The 21,880-nt window shown below is 59.2% G+C and carries 19 protein-coding genes and 1 tRNA gene; 8 read left to right on the top strand and 12 right to left on the bottom strand.

What is annotated here, in order from left to right:
• Positions 1 to 45 precede the first annotated feature (45 nt).
• The 3 genes from AACH55_RS09500 to AACH55_RS09490 all read right to left on the bottom strand — a co-directional run bounded on the left by AACH55_RS09500 (position 46) and on the right by AACH55_RS09490 (position 1,523).
• A tRNA-Pro gene (locus AACH55_RS09500) sits at positions 46 to 122 on the bottom strand.
• A gap of 122 nt (positions 123 to 244) precedes the next feature.
• On the bottom strand, positions 245 to 1,105 hold the full coding sequence (locus tag AACH55_RS09495; protein ID WP_338719162.1) for a hypothetical protein: 861 nt from the start codon (positions 1,103 to 1,105) through the stop codon (positions 245 to 247).
• Positions 1,106 to 1,280: 175 nt separating this feature from the next.
• Positions 1,281 to 1,523 (bottom strand): hypothetical protein, encoded by a 243-nt coding sequence (locus AACH55_RS09490; protein WP_338719161.1) that lies wholly within the window; start codon positions 1,521 to 1,523, stop codon positions 1,281 to 1,283.
• A gap of 292 nt (positions 1,524 to 1,815) precedes the next feature.
• Between AACH55_RS09490 and AACH55_RS09485 the strand changes: the two genes are divergently transcribed.
• Entirely contained in the window at positions 1,816 to 2,976 is a 1,161-nt protein-coding gene (locus AACH55_RS09485; RefSeq protein WP_338719160.1) for a glycerate kinase, read from the top strand.
• 100 nt (positions 2,977 to 3,076) lie between these two features.
• On the opposite strand, the gene AACH55_RS09480 is transcribed toward AACH55_RS09485, so the two are convergent.
• Positions 3,077 to 4,123 carry an acyltransferase gene (locus AACH55_RS09480; protein WP_338720242.1) on the bottom strand — a complete coding sequence of 349 codons (1,047 nt, stop codon included), beginning with the start codon at positions 4,121 to 4,123 and terminating at the stop codon, positions 3,077 to 3,079.
• Positions 4,124 to 5,322: 1,199 nt separating this feature from the next.
• Between AACH55_RS09480 and AACH55_RS09475 the strand changes: the two genes are divergently transcribed.
• A complete protein-coding gene (locus AACH55_RS09475; protein ID WP_338719159.1) occupies positions 5,323 to 5,868 on the top strand; it encodes an FxDxF family PEP-CTERM protein in 546 nt (181 codons plus the stop codon).
• A 127-nt stretch (positions 5,869 to 5,995) separates the two neighbouring features.
• On the opposite strand, the gene AACH55_RS09470 is transcribed toward AACH55_RS09475, so the two are convergent.
• The 3 genes from AACH55_RS09470 to AACH55_RS09460 all read right to left on the bottom strand — a co-directional run bounded on the left by AACH55_RS09470 (position 5,996) and on the right by AACH55_RS09460 (position 7,108).
• Positions 5,996 to 6,523: a serine acetyltransferase gene (locus AACH55_RS09470; RefSeq protein ID WP_338719158.1), complete on the bottom strand. Its 528-nt coding sequence runs from the start codon at positions 6,521 to 6,523 to the stop codon at positions 5,996 to 5,998.
• Between the two features lie 121 nt (positions 6,524 to 6,644).
• Positions 6,645 to 6,812 (bottom strand): hypothetical protein, encoded by a 168-nt coding sequence (locus AACH55_RS09465; RefSeq protein ID WP_338719157.1) that lies wholly within the window; start codon positions 6,810 to 6,812, stop codon positions 6,645 to 6,647.
• Between the two features lie 152 nt (positions 6,813 to 6,964).
• Positions 6,965 to 7,108, bottom strand: coding sequence for a hypothetical protein (locus AACH55_RS09460; RefSeq protein WP_338719156.1), 144 nt, complete (start codon positions 7,106 to 7,108; stop codon positions 6,965 to 6,967).
• A gap of 108 nt (positions 7,109 to 7,216) precedes the next feature.
• Between AACH55_RS09460 and kdsB the strand changes: the two genes are divergently transcribed.
• The 5 genes from kdsB (at position 7,217) to AACH55_RS09435 (ending at position 13,321) form a co-directional block, all read left to right on the top strand.
• Positions 7,217 to 8,497 carry a 3-deoxy-manno-octulosonate cytidylyltransferase gene (gene kdsB, locus AACH55_RS09455; protein WP_338719155.1) on the top strand — a complete coding sequence of 427 codons (1,281 nt, stop codon included), beginning with the start codon at positions 7,217 to 7,219 and terminating at the stop codon, positions 8,495 to 8,497.
• 37 nt (positions 8,498 to 8,534) lie between these two features.
• The gene (locus AACH55_RS09450; RefSeq protein WP_338719154.1) at positions 8,535 to 9,482 is read left to right on the top strand and encodes a KpsF/GutQ family sugar-phosphate isomerase; all 948 of its coding nucleotides are present in this window, start codon (positions 8,535 to 8,537) and stop codon (positions 9,480 to 9,482) included.
• A 90-nt stretch (positions 9,483 to 9,572) separates the two neighbouring features.
• Entirely contained in the window at positions 9,573 to 10,412 is an 840-nt protein-coding gene (gene kdsA, locus AACH55_RS09445; RefSeq protein ID WP_338719153.1) for a 3-deoxy-8-phosphooctulonate synthase, read from the top strand.
• Between the two features lie 85 nt (positions 10,413 to 10,497).
• Complete coding sequence (locus AACH55_RS09440) at positions 10,498 to 11,928, top strand: lipopolysaccharide biosynthesis protein (protein WP_338719152.1); 1,431 nt, start codon at positions 10,498 to 10,500, stop codon at positions 11,926 to 11,928.
• A 25-nt stretch (positions 11,929 to 11,953) separates the two neighbouring features.
• Positions 11,954 to 13,321 (top strand): capsular biosynthesis protein, encoded by a 1,368-nt coding sequence (locus AACH55_RS09435; RefSeq protein WP_338719151.1) that lies wholly within the window; start codon positions 11,954 to 11,956, stop codon positions 13,319 to 13,321.
• A gap of 52 nt (positions 13,322 to 13,373) precedes the next feature.
• On the opposite strand, the gene AACH55_RS09430 is transcribed toward AACH55_RS09435, so the two are convergent.
• From AACH55_RS09430 to AACH55_RS09415, 4 genes are all read right to left on the bottom strand, one after another.
• The gene (locus AACH55_RS09430; protein ID WP_338719150.1) at positions 13,374 to 14,801 is read right to left on the bottom strand and encodes a mannose-1-phosphate guanylyltransferase/mannose-6-phosphate isomerase; all 1,428 of its coding nucleotides are present in this window, start codon (positions 14,799 to 14,801) and stop codon (positions 13,374 to 13,376) included.
• On the bottom strand, positions 14,801 to 15,937 hold the full coding sequence (locus AACH55_RS09425) for an NDP-sugar synthase (RefSeq protein ID WP_338720240.1): 1,137 nt from the start codon (positions 15,935 to 15,937) through the stop codon (positions 14,801 to 14,803). Before AACH55_RS09425 ends, AACH55_RS09430 begins: the two co-directional genes overlap by 1 nt.
• 132 nt (positions 15,938 to 16,069) lie before the next feature.
• Complete coding sequence (locus AACH55_RS09420; RefSeq protein WP_338719149.1) at positions 16,070 to 17,254, bottom strand: WecB/TagA/CpsF family glycosyltransferase; 1,185 nt, start codon at positions 17,252 to 17,254, stop codon at positions 16,070 to 16,072.
• Positions 17,241 to 18,431, bottom strand: a complete 1,191-nt coding sequence (locus AACH55_RS09415) for a glycosyltransferase family 2 protein (RefSeq protein ID WP_338720238.1) — start codon at positions 18,429 to 18,431, stop codon at positions 17,241 to 17,243. Before AACH55_RS09415 ends, AACH55_RS09420 begins: the two co-directional genes overlap by 14 nt.
• A gap of 501 nt (positions 18,432 to 18,932) precedes the next feature.
• Here AACH55_RS09415 and AACH55_RS09410 point away from each other — a divergent pair.
• Positions 18,933 to 20,336 carry an Atrophin-1 multi-domain protein gene (locus AACH55_RS09410; protein WP_338719148.1) on the top strand — a complete coding sequence of 468 codons (1,404 nt, stop codon included), beginning with the start codon at positions 18,933 to 18,935 and terminating at the stop codon, positions 20,334 to 20,336.
• 83 nt (positions 20,337 to 20,419) lie between these two features.
• On the opposite strand, the gene AACH55_RS09405 is transcribed toward AACH55_RS09410, so the two are convergent.
• Complete coding sequence (locus AACH55_RS09405) at positions 20,420 to 21,814, bottom strand: O-antigen ligase family protein (RefSeq protein ID WP_338719147.1); 1,395 nt, start codon at positions 21,812 to 21,814, stop codon at positions 20,420 to 20,422.
• Positions 21,815 to 21,880: the final 66 nt, after the last annotated feature.

Genomic DNA, 21,880 nt, shown 5'->3' with positions numbered 1-21,880 from the left:
GTGCTGTCTACGCATACAGCTTTCGCCGTAAGCCTTTGATTCTATTGGTCGGGACGGTGTGATTCGAACACACGACCCCTTGCACCCCATGCAAGTACGCTACCAGGCTGCGCTACGCCCCGACTGAAGACAAAGATTATAGAGTGCCTGTGCCATTAAATCAACTGTTTCCGTAAAACATTTTTAATCATTTAAGGAGATGAGCTTGCGCCGCATCCGAACCGCCCGCCTTCACACTCGCTAGTCACCGCCCGCCAAAGAATTCATTGAGCAGGAACTGCTGCAGCCCCTTGGTATCTTCCAGTCGCGCCGACAAGGTGACCACCCGGCCCAGCTTCTGCGAGTCGAAATTGAAATCGCCCTGATAGTAGCGGCGGATCAGCGCGATCATGCTGTTGACGACAGCCAGTTGCACATTGCCACCAAAGCCGGCATCCACTTCGATCAACTGGTTCTGGCTGCGACGCTGATCGGTGGTCCAGCCACGGAAGCTGTACTGCGCCACGCGCGGACCCATGCTGATGATCTGGAAGACACCATTGGTGCCGCGTCCACGCCTGTCCTGGAAGGCGATATTGGCGCGGGCGATGTCGTTGGCCGAAGGATTTTCGGCCGCGCGCGCGGCGGCATTTTCCTCGGCAGCTGCCTGCTCGGCCTCCTGCCGCTGCTGGCGCTTGCGGTTGATGGACGTCATGAAATCTTCGGCAGGCGCAGCCGGTGCGGCCGCCGCAGCATTGCTGCTCGGCGCCTGAGCCACCGGCAGGGGCGTACTTTGCGGCAGGGAACGGCGCGCGGGGGCCGAACTGTGGCGAGGAGCCTGCCTGGCTGCAGGCTTCTTCTGGACGGGCTCGTGCTTTTTCGGTTCAGGTGCGGGCTTGGGGGGCTCCGGCGTAATGACCGGCGCGGCCGGGCGGATGAAACTGACCTCCAAGGGCGCATCCGGGCGCCCCGGAGACTCCAGCCGGGGAGGCGCTTCGTTCAGCTTCTCCCGCACGAACATGAACAAGGCCGCATGCACCAGCACGGACGCAGCAATACCCAGCGCGGTCCGGCGCCGGGAGGGGGAAATGACATCTGTTCGGGTCGACGAAACGAAAAAGCTCATACGGTGTGAAGACAGCGGCGAGTGGAAGGCTTGCGATCAATACCGCTGTGCGCCGGATCGGGCGCCCCATGCACCCCATCCATTCCAGCCCTGCCATGCATACCCATCAACAAAGGCGCCATTTTAGCCGGTTTTGAGCCACATACAGGCGCCACCCTGCACCGCCCTCCATCATTCAGCGCCAGCGCCCGTGACCACCCCAGCCACTGCTGTAGCCGAAATAAAAGGAGGACGACGGATATCCATACGCCGGATAGGCCGGATAAGCGGGATAGGTGTAATACGGTGAATACACCGGCTGCGCCGGATAGACCACCGCGCCATTGTAGGGATTGGCAGGCACGGCCACACACCCACCCAGCAGCAATGCAGCGGGTAACACAGCCAGCAGCAGGACCAAATGCAAACGAGGCTTCATGATAGGGTTCCTCAGGCGCGACAGCGCCAACATGACACTATGGCCCGGGTGCGTTCTACCATCCAATTACCTTACTTTTTGTTACGCGCTTCATTCACCCTGACACCAAAGTGATCCAATTTTCACCAGCGGTCGCTACTGCCGCTCACGCCGCAGCCACAATAAAGGACGGCGGTGCTTATAATTGCGCACCAACAGCCCGAGCCGGATTATTCACCGGCAACACATCCAACAAGACCCTCTCGCACGCCCTGCCCCGCCGGGCGCGCGGCCTCAGCCCAACCAGTTCATCATGACCACCCTTGCCTCCGCGCGCCGCGCTCCCGTCGTTGTCATCGCTCCCGATTCATTCAAAGGCTCCCTCAGCGCCGAGGAAGTGGCTGCAGCCATTGGCGCCGGCGTTCAGGCCGCGATTCCCGATGCCGAGATCCGACTCTGCCCGATTGCCGATGGCGGCGAAGGCACGCTGGACGCACTCATGCATGCAGGCGGCGAACGCATGACCGTCGACTGCCGCAATGCAGCCGGACAGCAAAGCAGCGCACCGGTGGGCATTCTCAAGGATGGCAGTGCCGTGGTGGAATCGGCAGCCATCGTCGGCCTGACCGATGCGGCAGGTACGGCCGTGAGCGTCGGACAGCGCACTACGCTGGGCGTGGGCGACGCCATCCGGCAGCTCCTCGATCGCGGTTCCCGCCGCTTCCTGGTAGCGCTGGGCGGCAGCAGCACCAATGATGGCGGCGCCGGACTACTGGCAGCGTTGGGCGTGAAGTTGCTCGACGCCTGCGGCGAGATCGTGCCACCGGTTCCGGCCCAGCTGCAGCGTGTCGCGCGCGTGGATGCATCAGGACTGGATCCGCGAATCAAGGAGGCGCATTTCGTGGCCATGTCCGATGTCGATAATCCCCTGTGCGGCGACGAAGGTGCCACTGCCGTGTTCGGACCACAGAAAGGTGTCGCGCCAGACCAGGTGGCGCTACTGGATGAGGCTTTGAGACATTTTGCGGACGTGCTGGAGCAGGCGCTGGGCCGTCATGCCGCCAGCCAGCCCGGTGCGGGCGCGGCGGGTGGACTGGGTTATGCGCTGCTGATGCTGGGTGCGCAGTTCCGCTCAGGTGCCGAAACCGTGGCAGACCATATCGGGCTGGATGAGGCACTGGCCGGCGCCGACTGGCTCATTACGGGAGAGGGCCGCAGCGATGCCCAGACCCTGCATGGCAAGGCCCCCTTCATCGCCAGCCAGCGTGCTCGCCGCGCAGGTGTACCCACTACCCTGCTATCGGGCGGAATCGACCGCACATCGCTGGAGAAGCTGCAGGGCAGCTTCGCGGGCTGCTTCTCCATCACCTTCGGACCGATGAGCCTGCAGGAGGCCATTGCACAGGCGCCCGGATTGCTCAAGGACAGTGGCGAGCAGCTGGCGCGTTTGTGGCAAAGGGCTGCGTGTCGCTGAACCGTATCACCTTGTTCCGCTCGGGCCGCAAAGAAAGCGGCGCTGCAATCCGATGCAGTGCCGATTCTGTTCCACTACGCCTTCACGAGATCAGTGCCAGTCACACTGGCGCGGTACTCGCGGAAGCCACCACCTTGCTACCACCGAAACGGGCGTTCAGGACTCGGGTGAGCGGTTTTTCCAGCAACAGATAGGAGAGACAGCCGGCGACGGTGGCCACCATCACGGCAGTCAGACAAATGAAGCCGTAAGAATGCGGCGCCAGCTTCAGCCCACCTATTACCGCAGCCGGCATGATGAAGCCGTGCGCCAGATAGGTGGAATAGGAGGCGTCTCCCAGCAAAGTCAGCCTGCCTGCGGCCGCCCGTACCCATGCAAAGCGCTCCATCCACGCCATGCCGAGCACCAGCATGGCCGAGGGAATACCCAGCCCGACGAAACGATCAAGCGGTGGGCGATGAACGAACAGCGCTGCCATTGCAATAGCGACCAGCAAGACCGCCAGCCAGGCTGGCGGCTGTTTGTATTGCATCCACAAGCGGGCGATGCCCATTCCCAGCAGGAACTCAAAGAGCACCGTGCGGCCGAAAAACTGAGACAAGACTGCATCGGGGAAGAGTTGCGCAACGAGATAGATGAGCGCCAGCACCAACGTGGCGGTTTTCAGGCGCGGCAAGCCCAAGGCGATCACCGTGGCCAGTACGGCGTAGAACAGCATCTCAAAACCCAGCGTCCAGCCTGATTCGACCAGGGGCAGGATATCGCCGCTGGCAGGCGAAACCATGGGATAAAAACACAGCGATCCAAGCACGTAAAGGAACGGCAGGCCAGCAGCGAAGGCCTTCGATCCCAGCACCAGGACGATGGCCACCTTGGACAAGGTGTAAAACCAGTACATCGGCACGATACGGATCAGACGGCGCCGGAAAAACAAGGCCGCCGTCGCCGTGGCATCAGCCGGTGCGGGCTTGCGGCGGGTCGACAGGTACATGACCAGGCCGCTGATGACGAAAAAGATATCCACCCCCACTCCACCATGATCGTGCCAGTAGGACAGCAGATCCGGCGTCCCCGTACGCGCCCTCAGCTCGATTGCTGCGTGCTGCGCCACCACCAGCGCCGCCGCGACACAGCGCAGGAATTGCACGGTCAAAAGATGATTCCCCGATGTTGTTAGCATTTTTATCCCCCAATTGACACCCCGTACTGGAGTCCGCGAAGACCGCTCTGCGCGAACACCGCTCAAAAGAACGAATTGCTTTGGCAACACTGAAAAGCGCGTCCGATGCGAAACCCGGATACCTTGCGCCTCTACTGCAAGGAGGCAGCACAACGCGACAGCGGCATATCAGCAGCCGTCGAAAAAATAAATGGGATTTCTCGCAGGCTGGGAGCTCGTCAATCAGCCCCACCTCCCCCAAGGTGAACCGGTGGGTCCGAGCCCCCGCTCAAACGCACCGGAACGAACGCCATAGTCCTTACTGCCGGTCAATGTTTTTGATTTCGGAAATATAGCTAAAATGCAATATCATGCAGCCTATTTCAATTAACGCCAAGCATCATTGCCTAAAAGATCCTTTTTTCATACCGCGCCATTCAAGCACATCATAATAAATATTCAACAAATTAAAACCCCTTGGAGACGCTGGAGCAGAATTTTCTTTTCACACAGACTCATCCAAGCCCCCCTTCTCTTCACATGCCTGCCGAGGCTCCGTGCTTATCTTTCAACCTCATGAGAAAGTTGGCGCAAGGCACTTCATATACAGCATCCCTTGCACGCACAGCCACCAAAACAAAATGCGAGTTGCCCACAACAAAACCTTTCAAGCGGGAATCAAATCTCAGCGCGCAAAGATGTAAATAAGCGCCTTACCCTCCAAGTGATATCGAAGAGAGATAGCGCCATTCAGTTAATTTTTACACAATAAAATGCGAGCACACCCATTATTAATTCGACAATTTTATTTCCATACGGATCAGTTCATTTCCGCAGTGCATTACTCATCAATAGTGCCCCATAGAAATTAGTGAAATCCTTGCCTGTAGCGGGTTTCCAGCCGGTTACGAAAAACAGAAAGTTGGCGTTTTTTCTTCATTTTCTATTGCTTGTACGCGAACCAAAATGTTATAGTTCCGACATCAACACATGGTTTGTTACAGATGTAAGGAAATCAGGAGACAGCGGCACTTTTTTTGCGCTTCTGACAATAAGAAGATTGACTGGGACAAGGGGGTAAAGTCGCAGGGCAATCCGGCATCAAAGTGAGTTGATTTGGTTTTGGAATGGAAAGCGCCACGCGCAATCCTCTTCATAAATAGTCTTAAACTTTAAGGATTGATCCCATGAAAAAGCTTCTCGCAACTTCTGCCATCACTTTGGCACTTGCCCTGGCTGGCGGTGCAGCCAACGCCGCCACCTTCAATCTGGACGTCAGTTCGGGGGGCGCCACCTTCGGTGTGGCCAGCTACGCTTTGAGCCACCCCTTCAATGACACCTACAATTTCTCCATCACCAGCCTGAGCGATCTTTCCGCCACGGTTACTGCCAGCTTCGTCACCTCCACCAACGGTGGCGTGAAGACCTTTGTTCTCAATGATCTGACAAACCACACTACCGTTAGCAGCACCGTACTCAGCAATACCCTTGGCAACAAGACCGTCACCACTTACGCGATCGACACCAGCCGCCTCACCGTGGGCAACTATGAACTGGTGGTTACCGGCAAGGGCCCCTATAGCGGCTTGCTGACCCTGACCTCTTCCGTACCGGAAGCCTCGACCACCGCCATGATGTTGGGCGGTCTGGCCTTCGTGGGCATGATGGCTCTGCGCCGTCGCCGCAACGAAAAGAACGCGTCGGCTCTGCCGACCGGCATGGCTGCTGCCTGATCAGCCGGCACGGGAGCAATCCTTATGAAAAATGCCCGACAAGTCGGGCGTTTTTTCGTAAAGCGGGATCAGAAAAGCATCAGGGGCGCCACGGCGCCCCTGATGCCTTGGGAGAGTACTGCAGCGCTTACTGCGGATCGGGTGCGCCGGCAGAAACAACCCGTGCAGGCGCGCCTACGACGGTAGCCCCTGCCGGCACATCGTGCAGCACGACCGACATGGCACCCACCTTGCAGCCGTCCCCCAGCCGCACACCACCCAGCACTTGGGCATAAGCACCGAATTCGACATCATCGCCGATGACGGGCGAAGGGCCGTCCGGATGTCGGTTGCCGATGGTCACGCCCTGACGCAGCGTGCAGCGCGCGCCGATGACCGCCTGTTCATTGATGAAGATATTGCCGAAGTGCCAGATCCTCAGCCCCGGGCCGATCTTCGCGCCGCGTGGCAGGCTGATCCCGAAGGCCGTCTCAGTGAGGCGAAATACAGGCCAATACACTGCGTTCTGCAGCTTGCGCACCAGACCCGCCGGACGCGCCTCGATACGCCGCCCCCAGCGATAGACCCAGAGGGCCCAGATCGATTGCTCCTTCAAGAACGGACGGCGCAGGTTGTAGCGCGCCAGGTCAGCCAGCCAGTCAGGGTCCTGCGACATCAATATTCCTTTCAAAATCGGTCATTCATGAACCTTCTATCAGCATCCGCTGCGATCTTGCCGTCTTGTCATCAAAGAGGAAGAAAAGTTCACACCTTGATAACAAAAAGTTTGCCATGTTTCAGCAGATGTTTTGCATGAAAAAGGCGACTGTGCAGCGCAACAATATGATAAATTTGCCGAACAAGCCAGCAACTGCGATTAAATGCCGCGAAAAATTTCCAATCGGCAAAACAGCCCGGAAGTTTCCCCCCGCATCCGATCCGGTCGGGCTGGCTTCAAGAAGCATCACACTTCCTCACGGCAGTGCCGGTTCGACGGCCGGGGGAAGCGGATCCGACTTCGATTCATGATAAAAGCAAATGCCGACATGCCGGACCAGAGAGCGATGCAGGGGGAACCCAAGCTTCTGTCAGTGCGGCCGCCGTGTTGGCAGGGACCTCAACAATGGAATCGATGCCGGGCGGTCGCCGCCAGCGGTTGGCATGTTGGCACCGGCGGCCGGTGCTTCTGAATGGATCCATCCCTCTCATCTGAAAGCGCTTCCATGACCACGGTATCGAGCAGGCCCGAGACTTCCAGCATCCGAAACTCCTCTTGCCGCTCTGGCACGCAGCAAGCCAATGACGACACCATCGCCGCGATGCAGGGAAGCAAGCCCTGCCCCGCCGCCATTCGTGCATGAGGCCCGGCATGCGCTGTATCGCCGTCATTCCCGCCCGTTTCGGCTCCAGCCGCCTGCCAGGCAAGCCGCTGGCTGACATCCTGGGCAAACCCATGATCCAGCACGTCTACGAGCGCGTAAAAGGTCTGGAAGAGCTCGCCGACGTGGTGGTCGCTACCGACGATGAGCGCATCGTCGCTGCCGTCACCGCCTTCGGCGGCAAGGCCCTGCTGACCTCGCCGGACCACCCTTCCGGGACCGACCGTCTGCGCGAAGTGATGCAACATCACCCGGCCGACCTCTATCTCAACGTGCAGGGCGACGAGCCGCTGGTCAATCCGGAGCATCTGCGCAGGCTGCTGCAGGCCATGCTGGCGGCGCCGCAGGTACAAGCGGGCACGCTGTGTCACCCGATTACCGCAGCCGAGGCGGACAATCCCAACACCGTCAAGGTGGTACGCAACCGCGCCGGTGACGCCCTGTACTTCAGCCGCGCACGCATCCCCTTCGAGCGCGAATCCACCGGCAAGACCCGCTATTTCAAGCACATCGGCGTCTATGCCTATCGTGACGAACTGCTGGCCGCCTTTCCCGGATTGCCGCCCAGCGAACTGGAAGGCGCCGAGATGCTGGAACAGCTGCGCATCATGGATGCCGGCTGGCAGATCCGCGTGATCGAAGTCGATCACGCCGCACCCGGCGTCGATACGCCGGCTTGCCTGGAGCGCGTACGCGCACTGATGTCCGGCCTGCCCGACCCGGCACTGGATGCCGGCAGTCTGGCTGACGTGAAACTGGTCATCACCGACATCGATGGCGTGCTCACCGATGGCGGCATCTGGTACGACGACAGCGGTGAATGCCTGAAGCGCTTCCACGTGCGCGACGGCATGGGCATCAAGATGCTGCAGGAAGCCGGCGTGAACGTAGCCGTCATTTCCGGGCGCGACTCGGCCACGCTGCGCCGCCGCCTGGCCGACCTGGGCATCACCGTCTTCCACCTCGGCGCCAAGGACAAGGCCGCGGCCTGTCGCGCCATCATGGCCCATTACGAAGTCGCTCCCGACGCCACCGCCATGATCGGTGACGACAGCATCGACCTGCCCGGCTTTGCCGCCTGCGGCTGGCCGGTCGCCGTGGGGGACGCGCCGGATTACGTCAAGCAGCACGCGCGCGTGGTGCTGGCCAAGGCCGGCGGACATGGCGCCTTCCGCGAATTTTCCGATAGCGTATTGAACGCACAGAACCGTTCTGCCATCTATGACAGCGTTGCCGGTTATGCCCAGGCCATGAGCCGCATGACCCAGTGACCTCCCTTATCCAACAAGTGACTCAAGTGAGAACAGCATGAGAACAACCGGTATCCGGGTCTTCCGGGAACAGGCGCAAGCCTTGAACATGATCGCCGAACGCCTGGCCGAGGAATTCGAGCAGGCAGTCGAACTGATGTACACCACCCGCGGCCGCGTGATCGTCTCCGGCATGGGCAAGTCCGGCATCATCGGCAGCAAGATCGCCGCCACCCTCGCCTCCACCGGCACCTCCTCGTTCTTCGTGCATCCGGGCGAGGCCTATCACGGCGACCTCGGCATGTTCACTGAGGCCGATACGGCCATCCTGATCTCCTACAGCGGCGAAACCGAAGAAGTCATCCGCCTGATCCCGTCATTGCGCCACTTCGGTCTGCGCATCATCGCCCTGGTCGGCAAGCGCAATTCCACGCTGGGCAAGAATGCCGACGTCGTACTGGATGTCTCGGTGGTGCGTGAAGCCTGCCCGAACAACCTGGCGCCCACCACTTCGACCACCGCCACCCTGGTCATGGGCGATGCGCTGGCAGTGGCGCTGATTGAAAAGCGCGATTTCAAGCCCAACGACTTCGCCCGCTTCCACCCTGGCGGCAGCCTGGGCAAGCGCCTGCTGACCCGCGTCAAGGATGTGATGCATACCCAGGTCCCCTGGGTGATGCGCGATACCCCGATCATCGACGTCATCGGCCAGATGACCGAAGGCGGCCTGGGCATGGCCCTGGTCAGCGCCGACGGCAACCGCCAGAAGCTGTGCGGCGTCATTACCGACGGTGACCTGCGTCGCGCCCTGGCGGCCCGCAAGGACATCTATCACATCACTGCCGCCGACCTGATGAACACCTCGCCCAAGACCGTCGCCGAAGACGAAATGTTCGTCGACGCCGAAGCCAAGATGCTGGAACTGAACATCACCGCCCTGGTGGCGCTCAATGCGCAGCAGCATGTGGTGGGCGTACTCAAGCTGCTGGATGCAAAGCGACTGTAATTACGGCGCAAATCAACGTATTCTCCCTCTCCGGCGCGAACGCAATGGCGCCGGAATTTGAAAATAAGCTCCTGCATGAGGAAATGGAACATGATCAAGATCAATGAGATTCAGGTTGGCAACGAACTGCCCTTCGTACTGTTCGGCGGCATCAACGTGCTGGAATCCGAACAATTCGCCGTCGACGTCTGCGGTGAATATGTGCGTATCACCAAGGAACTGGGCATTCCCTACGTCTTCAAGGCTTCCTTCGACAAGGCCAACCGCTCTTCCATCAAGAGCTACCGCGGCCCTGGCCTGGAAGCCGGCCTGAAGATCTTTGAAGCGGTCAAGAAAGCCCACGGCGTGCCGGTCCTGACCGACGTGCACGAACCCTACCAGGCTGCCGAGGTGGCCAGCGTCTGTGACGTCCTGCAACTGCCCGCCTTCCTGGCGCGCCAGACCGACCTGGTGATCGCGCTGGCCAAGACCGGCAAGGTCATCAACATCAAGAAGCCGCAATTCGTCAGCCCGCCGCAGATGAAGAACATCGTCGAGAAGTTCGAAGAAGGCGGCAACACCAACGTCATGCTGTGCGACCGTGGTGCGCAATTCGGCTATGACAATCTGGTGGTCGACATGCTGGGCTTCGGCGTAATGAAACAGGTCAGCGGCAACAAGCCGGTGATCTTCGACGTGACCCACGCCCTGCAGCAACGTGAATCCGGTGCTGCCGCATCGGGCGGCCGCCGTGGCCAGGTGACCGAACTGGCGCGTGCCGGCATGGCACTGGGCATTGCAGGCCTGTTCCTGGAAGCCCACCCGGATCCGTCCAAGGCACTGTGCGACGGCCCGAGCGCACTGCGCCTGTCGCAGCTCAAGGCCTTCCTGGAACAGGTCAAGGCGGTGGATGATCTGGTCAAGAGCCTGCCTGAACTGGATACGCATTGAGCATGGGGGCGCACATCAACGCCAGCTCCACTGTGCCGGATGCAGGAGCTGCTGCGCCCTGCCGTGACCGCAAGCAAGCGTCAGCATGAGTGCAGCATCCAACGTCCGCTGGATTGCGGTCACCCAGTTCGTCAAGATAGGTTCGCAGCTCGTCAACATGTTCGTGTTGACGCGTCTTATACCGCCGTCCGAATATGGCTTGATGGCCATGGCCGGCATTGCAACCAACCTGGCCTTCATCCTGCGCGACATGGGCACGGCAGCTGCCATCATCCAGAAGGCGGAGCTGCACGAGAACGACAGTTCCTCGGTCTTCTGGCTCAACATGATCGGCGGCCTGGTGCTCATGCTCATGCTCTGGGTAGCCGCGCCGTTCATGGCGGCCACCTTCCATGAACCGCGTCTGAAGCATGTGCTGTGGGTACTGGCGATTACCTTCCCGATTGCCGCCAGTTCCATGGTGCACCAGGCACTCATAGAGCGGGTATCGCGCTTTCGTCTCATCGCCGGCATCGAATCGGCAGCCTCCTTGCTGGCGTTGGCCATTGCGCTGGTCATGGCGTTCCGTGGCGCGGGCGTATGGAGTCTGACGGCGCAGGCGGTCATGACGGCGGCTTGCACTACGCTGCTGCTGTGGCGCTATTCTCCCTGGCGGCCAAAGATGATCTTCGACCGCGCTTCGGTGCGCAGCGTCTTCTCCTTCAGTGGCGCCATGGCGGGCAACCAGATGGCCGCCTATGTGTTCCGCAATGCCGACAGTTTCGTCGTCGGCAAGATGCTGGGCGCCACCATCCTCGGCAATTATTCGCTGGCCTACAAGCTGATGCTGTTCCCGGTGCAGAACATCTCGTGGGTGGCCGTGCGCTCGCTGTTTCCAGTGATGAGCCGCCGCCAGGATGACCAGGCCTACCTCTCCAGCCTGGCACTTCGCTCGCTAAGCCTGATCTCCTTCGTAGCGGCACCGATGATGTTCGGGGTGGCCAGCCTGTCGGATCTGTTCGTGGCGGTCTTCCTCGGACCGAAGTGGTCGCTGGTCGGAGACATCCTGCTGTTCCTGGGATTGGTGGGCTATCTGCAAGTCATCACCAGCGTGGCCGCGCCGGTCTTCATGGCATTGGGCAAGACCGGATGGATGCTGCGCCTGTCGCTGGTCGGCACCCCGCTTTACGTGCTGGCCTATGTGCTGGGTGCGCGACAGGGTGGCGCACAGGGGCTGGCCATGGCTTATCTGGCGGTGTCGGTCATCATGGCCTTCCCGACCTTCCATTTTGCCTGCCGGCTCATCGGTGTGGGACTGAAGCAATTCCTGTCGGCGCTGTTGCCCTCGTTGCTTTCCAGTGTGGGGATGATGTTCTGCATCCTGCTGTGCCGGGACCGCATTGCGGCCACAGGAACCCTGCTCTTCGCGCTGCTGACCGGTATCGGCCTGCTGTTCTGGGTGTTGACCGTGGCCCTGTTCCAGCGCGCTGCGGCCAAGGAATTCTTCCGCCTGGCCTTCAAACGAATCAAGAAATGACCCTTACTGCGAACGGATGCCTACCATGAAAATCGCCATCTTCGTCCTGGCCGACATGTTCGTGCCGCTCATGCTCAGCACCGGCAACTGCCTGGAAAAACGTCACGGCCATCAGGTCCGCTACCTGAATTTCCTGCCTCACGATCACAAGCTGTTGGCCAAGAATACCGACCAGCTTTATCCGCGCAACCTGGAGACGCTCGATGGCACGGCCCAGTTGGCCGAGACCGTCTTTACACAAGATGAAGTGCAAGCCATGGTCGGATTCATGCAGACCAAGCACGGCGGCAGCATCGGCGAGTGGCATGGCCGTGTCAATACCGTGGCGCGCTACGTTCGTCGATTTATCGAAAACGAGCAACCCGATCTGTTCGTAGTCTGGAATGGACAGGACCATATCGGCCAGGTCATCACCACCCTGTCGCGACGCCACGGCATTCCCGTGGTCTATCTGGAGAACGGTTACTTCGCCAATACGCTGCAAGCCGACCTGGCTGGTGTGAACGCCTCGGCCACGCTGGCTCTGCTGGACTATGATGCCGTTCTGGCGCAAGCGCAGACAGTTTCGGACGAGACCGAGACCGCCGCCCCGTCGTTCCTGCTGCGTCCGCTCACGCGCACGCAACTGGCCAGCATTGCACTGGCCCACCGCACCAATCTCGGCTATTACACCCAGTATCCGGAACAGCGCGGTTTTAGCCGCATCAAGACCTGGAAGATCAAGCGCCAGCGCGCCGCGATACCCAATGATCACGTAACGCTGCCGGAGCAATTTGCGTTCGTACCGCTACAGGTACATGACGATACCCAGGTGCTGCTCAATTCAAAACTGGTACATTCGGTGGAAGAATTCTTCGAGACCGTGTATGCCGCCATCCGACGTACCTGCGGCCCTGACTACCCCATCATCGTCAAGGAACATCCGGAAGATCTCGGCCGCTATGACTACAGCGCGCTGCGGCAGAAGTATCCGGACGTCATCTGGCTGCGCAAGTTCGATATCGAACTCTTGCTGGATCGTGCCACCATGGTCTTTGTCATCAACTCGTCGGTGGGCCTGCAGGCGGTCCGCCGCAAGAAGCCGACAGTCGTGCTGGGTGAGTCGTTCTACTCAAAACCCGAGATCGCCTTCGTGGTCAAGGATCTGGTGCAGCTTGATGCTACCGTTGGCCGCGCCGCCGGTGGTGTGGATGAGATGATGTCCGCGCGCATCGATCATTTCCTTGATGCGCTGGACCGCACCCTCTTCGTCAAGGGCACGTGGAAGCATCCGGCCTGCATTCAGGGGGCCCCGGCGCTAGCGGCGCGGCTGGTGGCCCTGCATGCGCGCAGCGTCAACGACCGACGCACTGCTGCTGCCGCACCATCGCATCAGGCCATTGCCAACGGCTAAGACCGCCGCAGGAGAGCATGAAGCTCTCCTTTTTTCATGGACTCACGCAACCTCAGGCGCGCTTGTAGACGTCATCAAATCGCACGATGTCATCCTCACCCAGATAGCTTCCCGATTGCACCTCGATCAGATGCAGCGGCAGCTTGCCCGGATTCTCCAGACGGTGGGTCACGCCGATGGGCAGATAGATCGACTCGTTCTCGCTCAGCAGCGTCACCTCTTCACCCCGCGTGACCAGGGCCGAGCCGCTGACCACCACCCAATGCTCGGCGCGGTGGTAATGCATCTGCAGGGAGAGCTTCTCGCCCGGCTTGACGATGATGCGCTTGACCTGGAAGCGCTCACCGGAGTCGACGCTCTCATAGCTGCCCCACGGGCGGAAGACGCGCTTGTGATGCACGTGTTCGGTACGCTTGGCATTCTTGAGCTTGTCGACAAAGGCCTTTACCTCCTGGACTTTTTCGCGGTTGGCAACCAGCACCGCATCGTCGGTCTCCACCACCACCAGATCTTCTACGCCAAGCACCGCCACCATCCGGCTTTCGGCGCGCACCAAGGTGTTCTTGACCTGATTCAGGTGCACGTCACCGCGCACCACGTTGCCATCGGCATCGGCCGGCAGAACTTCATGCAGCGCGCTCCAGGAGCCGACATCGCTCCAGCCGATGCTGGCGGGCACCACCACGGCACGCGCAGTGTTTTCCATCACTGCGTAATCGATGGACTCGGAAGGCGAAGCCGCAAAAGCGGTCTCTTCGAGCCGGCAGAAATCAAGGTCGGTGTAGGCCTTGGCCACGGCTTCCTTGACGGCAGCGCCAATCAGAGGACGATGGGCCTCGAGCTCGGCCAGATAATCGCGCGCCTTGAAGAGGAACATCCCGCTGTTCCAGTAGTAACCGCCCTTCTTCAGGAAATCGGTAGCGGTGGCCAGGTCCGGCTTTTCGACAAAGCTGTCGACCAGGTAGTTGCCGCTGCCGGCGGTATCGGCGGCGCCACGCAGGATATAGCCATATCCCGTCTCCGGCCCGGTAGGTTCGATACCGAAGGTGACCAGCGCACCGTTCTGTACAGACGCCAGCGCCCGTCGCACAGCTTCATGGAAGGACAGCACATCCTTGATGACGTGATCCGCCGGAAGCACAAGCATGACCGCTTCCGGGTCCAGACGCTGCAGGTGCAAAGCGGCAGCAGCCACGGCAGGCGCGGTATTGCGGCCCTGGGGTTCGAGCATGATGCTCAGCGGACGCACGCCGATCTCGCGCAACTGCTCGGCGATCATGAAGCGGTGCTCGTTGCCGCACACGATGGTGGGCGCCTGGACTTCTGCCCAAGAGCCCACGCGGGCTACCGTTTCCTGCAGCATGGTCTGGTCACTCACCAGAGGCAGGAACTGCTTGGGATACGCGGCGCGGGAGAGCGGCCACAGGCGGGTTCCCGAACCACCGGACAAGATGACGGGATAGATTTTGGTATTAGACATTAAGCACTCCTGATTTCCTGATGTGTCCCGCGCGGTTTGAGACGGCGATCCCGTGCATCGTTCCATTGCGCGTCTGTTTGTTCGGAGGTGTGTTTCATCTCACCCTCATGGGTGACGCTGTAAGCGCCATAAACGACACTGTTTTCAAAGACGGTTTCCTTGGCCACGCGAGTATACTCGAACAGTACACTCCGAATGACTTTTGCACCGCTGCAGATATGGCTGCCATGCCCTATCCAGGCCGGACCGACAATGGTTGCCCCGGCTTCTACGTGCGAACCCGCACCGATGTAGACGGGCCCTTCGATGGTCGTACCTTCCCACTCGATACGCGTATTCAAACCGACCCAGACGCCTTCCTGAATTTGCGTACCGGGCACGTACATCTGCGCCACCTCGCCCTTGAGCACGCTCTGCAGCACCGACCAGAAGTCGGTGACGTTACCGATATCGATCCAGTTGAAGAAACGCTTCTGCGCATAGAAAGGCAATTGCTTTTCCACCAGCAGCGGGAACAGGTCCGAACCGATGTCGAAGAACTTGTCCTTGGGAATCAGATCCAGCGCGGCCGGCTCCATGATGTAGATGCCGGTGCTGGCCAGATTGGAGAGAGCCTCCTCCTGCTTGGGCTTCTCCTGGAAGGACTTGACCTTGCCATCTTTCTCGGCCACCACGATACCGTAGCTGGAGACCTGCTCCATCGGGACTTCCTTGGTGATGACGCTCACCAGAGCGCCCTTGCGGCGGTGCTCGAACAAGGCGGAATGGATGTCCAGATCGATCAGGGCGTCGCCGCAGATGACCAGCGTGGTTTCATCAAAGAAGCCGCCGAATTCCTGGATTTTCTTCATGCCGCCGGCCGAGCCGATCGGATCGGGAAAGACCTGACCATCGTCATCCACATAGCCTTCGAAGGAATAGCCGATGCGCGCGCCGAAGCGCTGGCCTTCACCAAAATAATTCTCGATGCGGTCATGCAGATAGCTGACGTTGACCATGATGTCCTGGATGCCGAACTTCACCAGGTGCTCAATGAGATATTCCATCACTGGCTTGCCCAGGATGGGAATCATCGGTTTGGGCAGCGCATAGGTCAGGGGACGAACGCGGGTCCCCTTGCCCGCTGCCAGAATCATCGCTTTCATGTTATGCCTTTCTTGTCATACGAAGATTTGCGAAAACTCCTCCGGGGCGCTGATCAATGATCGGCGATTCGGATCGCCATCCGCGTCCAATCCGGCTGAGCCTGCCGATGCCACTTGTTTTCTTTACTGTAAAGGCTCAAGCAAATACTGTGCGCAATGCAGCTCGAACTGTCGGCGCACAACGGGTGATACGCCGGTCACGGTCCACGGACGCTGGGTGGCAGCGCACGCGCCGTAGAGCAGGATCAATGTCCCCAAGGCAGCGCTGTCCACATGGTCGAGTGCACTGCACTCCACCGCGACGGGAGCGCCCTTTGCCCACACCTGCGCCAATGCGGATCGCAAGCGATCGATGTTGGGCTTGCCGATCGCACCGCCCAGGACGAGTTGCGCGCGATCGGATTCAAGACGGACGTCCACCTGCGCTGCATCGTAGCGGGCAGCGCTGACCGAATGACGGCGGGCTGCCAGTGCGCCAGGCAGCACAACCGTAGCCAGCAATTGCAGCAGGGTGCGCCCATCGTTCCAGTAACGTCGCCACAGCGCCGGCTCTTCCTTGATCCGCCAGGCCCATTCAAGGCCCGACTTCTGCACCCAGCGCGGAGCACGCGAAACGGTACCGGCTACGAAATTGATCACCGCACCAAGATGCCCCATCAGCGCGACATCCAGATCATCACGATTGCGCTGGACCCATTCCTGCCCCTTCTTGGCATTGAGTGCCACCACGAGGAAATCCGGATGGCTGTCATTGATGCGCCTGATGGTCTCGGGCGTGCTCATTTCCTCGACACTGCCGAACCCCGGTGTCTCGTACCCGACGGCCAGCATACCGCCCTTGTCTGCATTGATCTTTTCGCAGGCTTGCTGACCCACGCCGGGCAAGCCGCCAAAGAAATAGATGCGCATGGGATCAACACCATTCTTGCCTGCCGTCATCCGCAGCGAATCGAACAAGGTCGAACCAGAGACCCGTTCGGTGAATGGCAGACCCAGCGCGCGTGCGATCCAGACGATAGGCATGCCATCGATCACCGACAGATTGCTCTGGATGACGGTAGAACGGAATTGACGATCCTTCAGACACGCAATGACGAAGTTCAGATTGGGGGTGGACAGAAAACAGCGCCGACGCTCCCTGGCAGCCTGGTGCATACGAGCGGTGGCCTGCTGCAAGTTCACCAGGTCAAATGGCAAACCAAGGATGCAGTAGACATCGCGAGAAAAATCCGGACCCGGGTTGGTCAAGGCCGGCCGGCTCACGGCAGCCGAAGCTGGTTCCACGAGGATATTGTCATTCAGAGTCACGTTTGGACCTCACCCACTCTACCTGGCGATTGAAAAGGAATTTGAAATACAGCGGAATCTTGCGCGCGACGTAGCCAAATGCACCCAGCAGTTGCCCCAGGTTGATCACGCCACGGGCAAATCCAGCCCAGGCCAGCAAGACTGCGCAAGCCAGCGCAATCACCAGCAGCGTCGCCAGGACAAACGGCAGCGACAAACCGAAGGCCACGGCAGTCAGCAGCGTCGCCACCCAGGCAGCCCCCGTGAGCATCACCAGCAAGGCCAACGGCGGAACGCACAAGTCCAGCGCCATCGCGGCAAGTGCCGCGTTGCGCAGCTTAAGCGAAAGCAACAGCAGGCGCGGCACGTAACTCTGGATGACGCTCAGGTGGCCATGCTCCCAGCGGGTGCGCTGTGTGGTGACGCCACTGTCGCTGGTCGGAAAGAAACTGTAGACCATCGCCTCAGGACAGAATTGCGGTGGTTGACCGGCGGTGGCCGAATCCACACCGAGCTTCATGTCTTCGACGATGTGACCGGTAGCCAGGTCCACCTGGCGGATCTGCTCCCAGCGAAAGGCCATCCCGGTGCCCATAAGCTGGCAGGGTTGCGCCAGACGCTGGAAACCCAGGGGACGAACGTGGTTCTTTACCAGCCAGGCAAACTCGGCGATTCTGCGCATCGGGCTGGATTGCTCTGGCGCATGCATCAGGTACAGCGCCTGCACCGGACGCCCCGATTCCAGGCAAGCGCGGCTCACCTTGTCGAGCGCATCGGGGCCCAGGTAGCAATCCGCATCGACGATGATGAGTACTTCAGGCGGATCCTGCGCAAGCTCTCGCACACCGTGGTCCAGCGCATAGCCCTTTCCCCGCAATTGTTCATGGAAACGTTCGGTGACCTCTGCTCCTGCTTCCCGCGCCAGCTTGGCCGTGGCGTCAGAACAGTTGTCGGCGACCACCAGGAGACGATCGCCTGCGAGCAACTGCGCCTTGACTCCGGCGATCACCTCGGAAATACCACCCGCTTCGTTATGCGCCGGCATCAGCACGGCAACACGGGGGCGCGCAGCACTCAATGGTGTGGCACGCGTCCGGGCAAAGCGCGCAGCCAGTACCTGCAGCAACAGGATGGCCACCGGAATGGCCAGTACCAGGAGCGCCAGGATCAAGATTGTTTGCAGTAGTAAGGTGAACATCATCGTTTCTGTTTCCTTTTTCGGATCAAGGATTTTTATCGTTAGTCGTCTCAACGGCTTGCCGCGCAGTCAGATGGCATTACCAGCTCGCATTCTTTCGCGACCAACTGGCGGCGCGCAATTCCATAGAATTTCAACCATATCGCCCTACGCGGAGCACAAAACAATATTCAATAATTTATATTGCTTCGCAGCATCATGAAAACGCAGACACCTTCCTGTGAAAACTGTGCACTTTGGCATTATGCGACAACCCATCGCCATTTTTGCTGCACTTGCACAATATTTATTACGTTCCTTTTAAACCTTGCTCCGAGGCAAAAACCTGTAAGGAATCCGGTCTATCCAAACGGCTTTCCGTCTTCTCTTTTCTTGATAAAAGCTCGCTATACTTGAGCGGTATAGCGAACCGATCACCATGTCCTCTATCTGACTCATGGTTCGCTTGATTCCTACGGGCTTCCAGTCGAACCATCTCTTCACCGTTACAGGAAATTGCTCATGCAACGAAAATCTCGCACGATACGCCACGCCAAGCTTTGCCTGGTCCTGAGTTGCTCCGCCTTGACATGCATGCCGGGCTGGGCCGAAGAATGGGGCACCTACCTCAAACCTTTTGCAGCGGATTCACTATGGAACAGCAGACCCATTAATCCGACTTTCTCAAATGATGTAATCCCGACTTCCGACTACTATCCGCTCGTCACCAACGGCGCCTACTCAACCGGTATTTTTCTGGCGACTCCGAACGATCCACCGGTCACCGTCACAGGCCCAACCGGCAGCAATAGTTTGAAGATCGCCGACGAGGAGACATTCCACGACATCACCATCCCGCATTGGCCCGCTGCGACTACTCCCGCCCCGGGAGGCGATGCCCATGCAGATATCGTCGATCCAAGCACCGGTATCATTCATTCCTTCTGGGGCCTGGCTCAACAGGACGGCAAATGGACCGCACGGCTTTATGCCTGGACCAAGCTCAATGGCAGCGGCTGGCCAGACCCGGCGCACTACTATCAGGGCGCACGCGCGACCGGAATTCCAGCAGGAGCAGGACTGATCCGCACTCATGAAGCTGCAGCAAAGCCTGCCTATTACCCGCATGCTCTGGGCATGTCGCTGACCTTCAATGCCCTGGCTGCCGATCCGGCATACGTCTTCCCGTCCACATCAGCCGACGCCCATGCCAAAGCACTCAATACCGGCACAATCCCTGAGGGTGCATTGATGATGCTCCCTCCCTCATTCGACACCAGCAAGATCACGAACGAGGAGTTGCGCCGCATCGCAGAAACGCTCAAGCGTTATGGCGCCTATGTTGTCGATGCCAATCGCGGCACACCCTTTGCCATTTACGCGGAGATTGGATCTGCCGCCAATCCTGCCCCCAACGGTTGGAATGCCGTCGTGGGAAATGAATTGCAAACCATTCGGGCGGCCCTGCGTCGCGTGACCGGCGCCAGCGGATGGGTCGATGGCAACGGCAAACCTTTCACGCCCAACCAAAACCTCAACCTGCTATCAATGCGAGGGGCATGGACGATACAGTCAGGTAGCGGCCAAGCCAAATTCAGCTCATGGGACCAAGCCGTGGTCTTCAGCGACAGCAGTTCCAATACGGTTGCGGTCAACTACTCAAATCGAGGCATGCAGGCCGTCAACTGGGCCAAGCCGGTCATCGGCAAGAATTACAAGCTGACTGCCCGGACCACCGGAGGTGCAAAACTGCGGTTGACCATCTACGACAAGTTAATCGGCAAAGTCGTCACCGACAGCGGCTATCTCGGCAATGGTCAAAGCACCGTGTTTTCCTGGACCGCGAATACGCCACAGCTGATTATTTATGCTCAAAGTGGCGGCGCAAACTCTTCTGTTGGCGCCGAACTGCTCAAGGCCGATTAATCGCTGACGCTGCCTCTTAACGCCTCTGCCTCCGGGTAGAGGCGTCAATACAAATCAGCATTTTTTCCGCAGGTGCAAGTTCATCATCGCGCGTTGCCCCCAATGGTTTTTTGGGGGCTGGCATCCATATTCAGATAGAGCGACCAGCCCATTCCCATCGCGATCCAGAAATACCAGTTAAAGGCCAGATAACTCAACATATTGTCCGAAGCCGATACGATCAGGTACTGCACCAGCGCACAGATCAGGATGCCGCCAGCCAGGCGATCTTTAGGATAGAGCTTCAACAGCACACGGAAACACTGGTAGAACACGGCCAGATACGCCACCAGACCAACGAATCCGACGTCGAAGAAGAGTTGCACAAACACGTTATGCGCCTTCCACTCGACGTTGCCTGCCAAGGGGAAGAACACGTTGGCGTAATACCCGAATGACTCAACGCCGTAGCCCATCAGATAGTGGGTAGCAGCCATCCAGTTCAGGGCGGACTGCCACAAATAAACTCGCCATGCGAATGAATTGAGGCGACCGTAGCCACTGACTGTATTGCCTGCGTCCAGATCAAGCAGGCGCTGCTGCACGCTCGGCACCAGCAAGGCAAGCAGGCACAGAACCAGAATGTAGATGAGATAGCGCCGTTCAAACAGCGCACCGTACAACACGAATAAAACCAAACATGCTACCCATGCGCTACGCGTCTGCGTCAAGAGCAGCATCACGAACAGCAGACCCACATAGCCCGTGAAGCAATATCGTTCTACGGGGCTCAAGGTGAATGTCGGGCTCTTGAGTACGTACAGGCCCAAGGAAATCACCAGCGTCAGATAAAACGCAAAAATGTTCGCATGCGTAAACGTGCTCTGCAGACGGAAATTGCTGAAACCGCCGCCCGCGTTGAGGCCCGTACTGATCACGCCATAAACGACCGGAATAATTGACGAAGCAATGATCACGCGGACCATGAAGCGGAAGTCCTCCGGTGTGCGCACGACATAAAATGCACAGACGAATACCGCAAAATAGGAACACATCGGCAGCACGGTCTTGATACCGCTGGCCACGTTGGGCGATACCACCAGGCCTGCGATTTCCACCACCAGCAAGATGAGCCAGACCAATGCAGCTTTGGGCGGCAACAGCTTGGGCTTTTCAATGAAATAAAGCAGCGCGATGAGGACGATCAACGCATTGATGGCGCCTCCCAGGCCCGCCGACGTCCCGGTGGAGCCCACCCGCGTCGATTCAAGCACGATGTCACCGGAGGCGCGCAGCAATAGCACAACAAGCAGCAGCAGCCGCTTGTTGAACAGAAAGACGCCAGCCAGCAGGAACAGGACAGGCACCGCAGCCAAGCGTGCATAGCTGTCGCCCAGCAAGCCCGTCACCAAGGGCAGGATCATCCCGATGAGCACAGCCACCATTACGGCTGCGCCAAGCACCAGCATCTGTGATGAGTCCAGATTACTTTTTTTCATATCATTGTCCTCGGCATGTCGCCGGCATTTGGCTGGCGCATGCACACTTCCCGGAAAGAACCCGCA

Origin of the sequence: Herbaspirillum sp. DW155 (assembly GCF_037076565.1) — a bacterium.
Taxonomy (GTDB): domain Bacteria; phylum Pseudomonadota; class Gammaproteobacteria; order Burkholderiales; family Burkholderiaceae_D; genus Herbaspirillum.
Note: the sequence above shows the minus strand (reverse complement) of the source record. Positions and strands in the feature narration are given on the sequence as shown.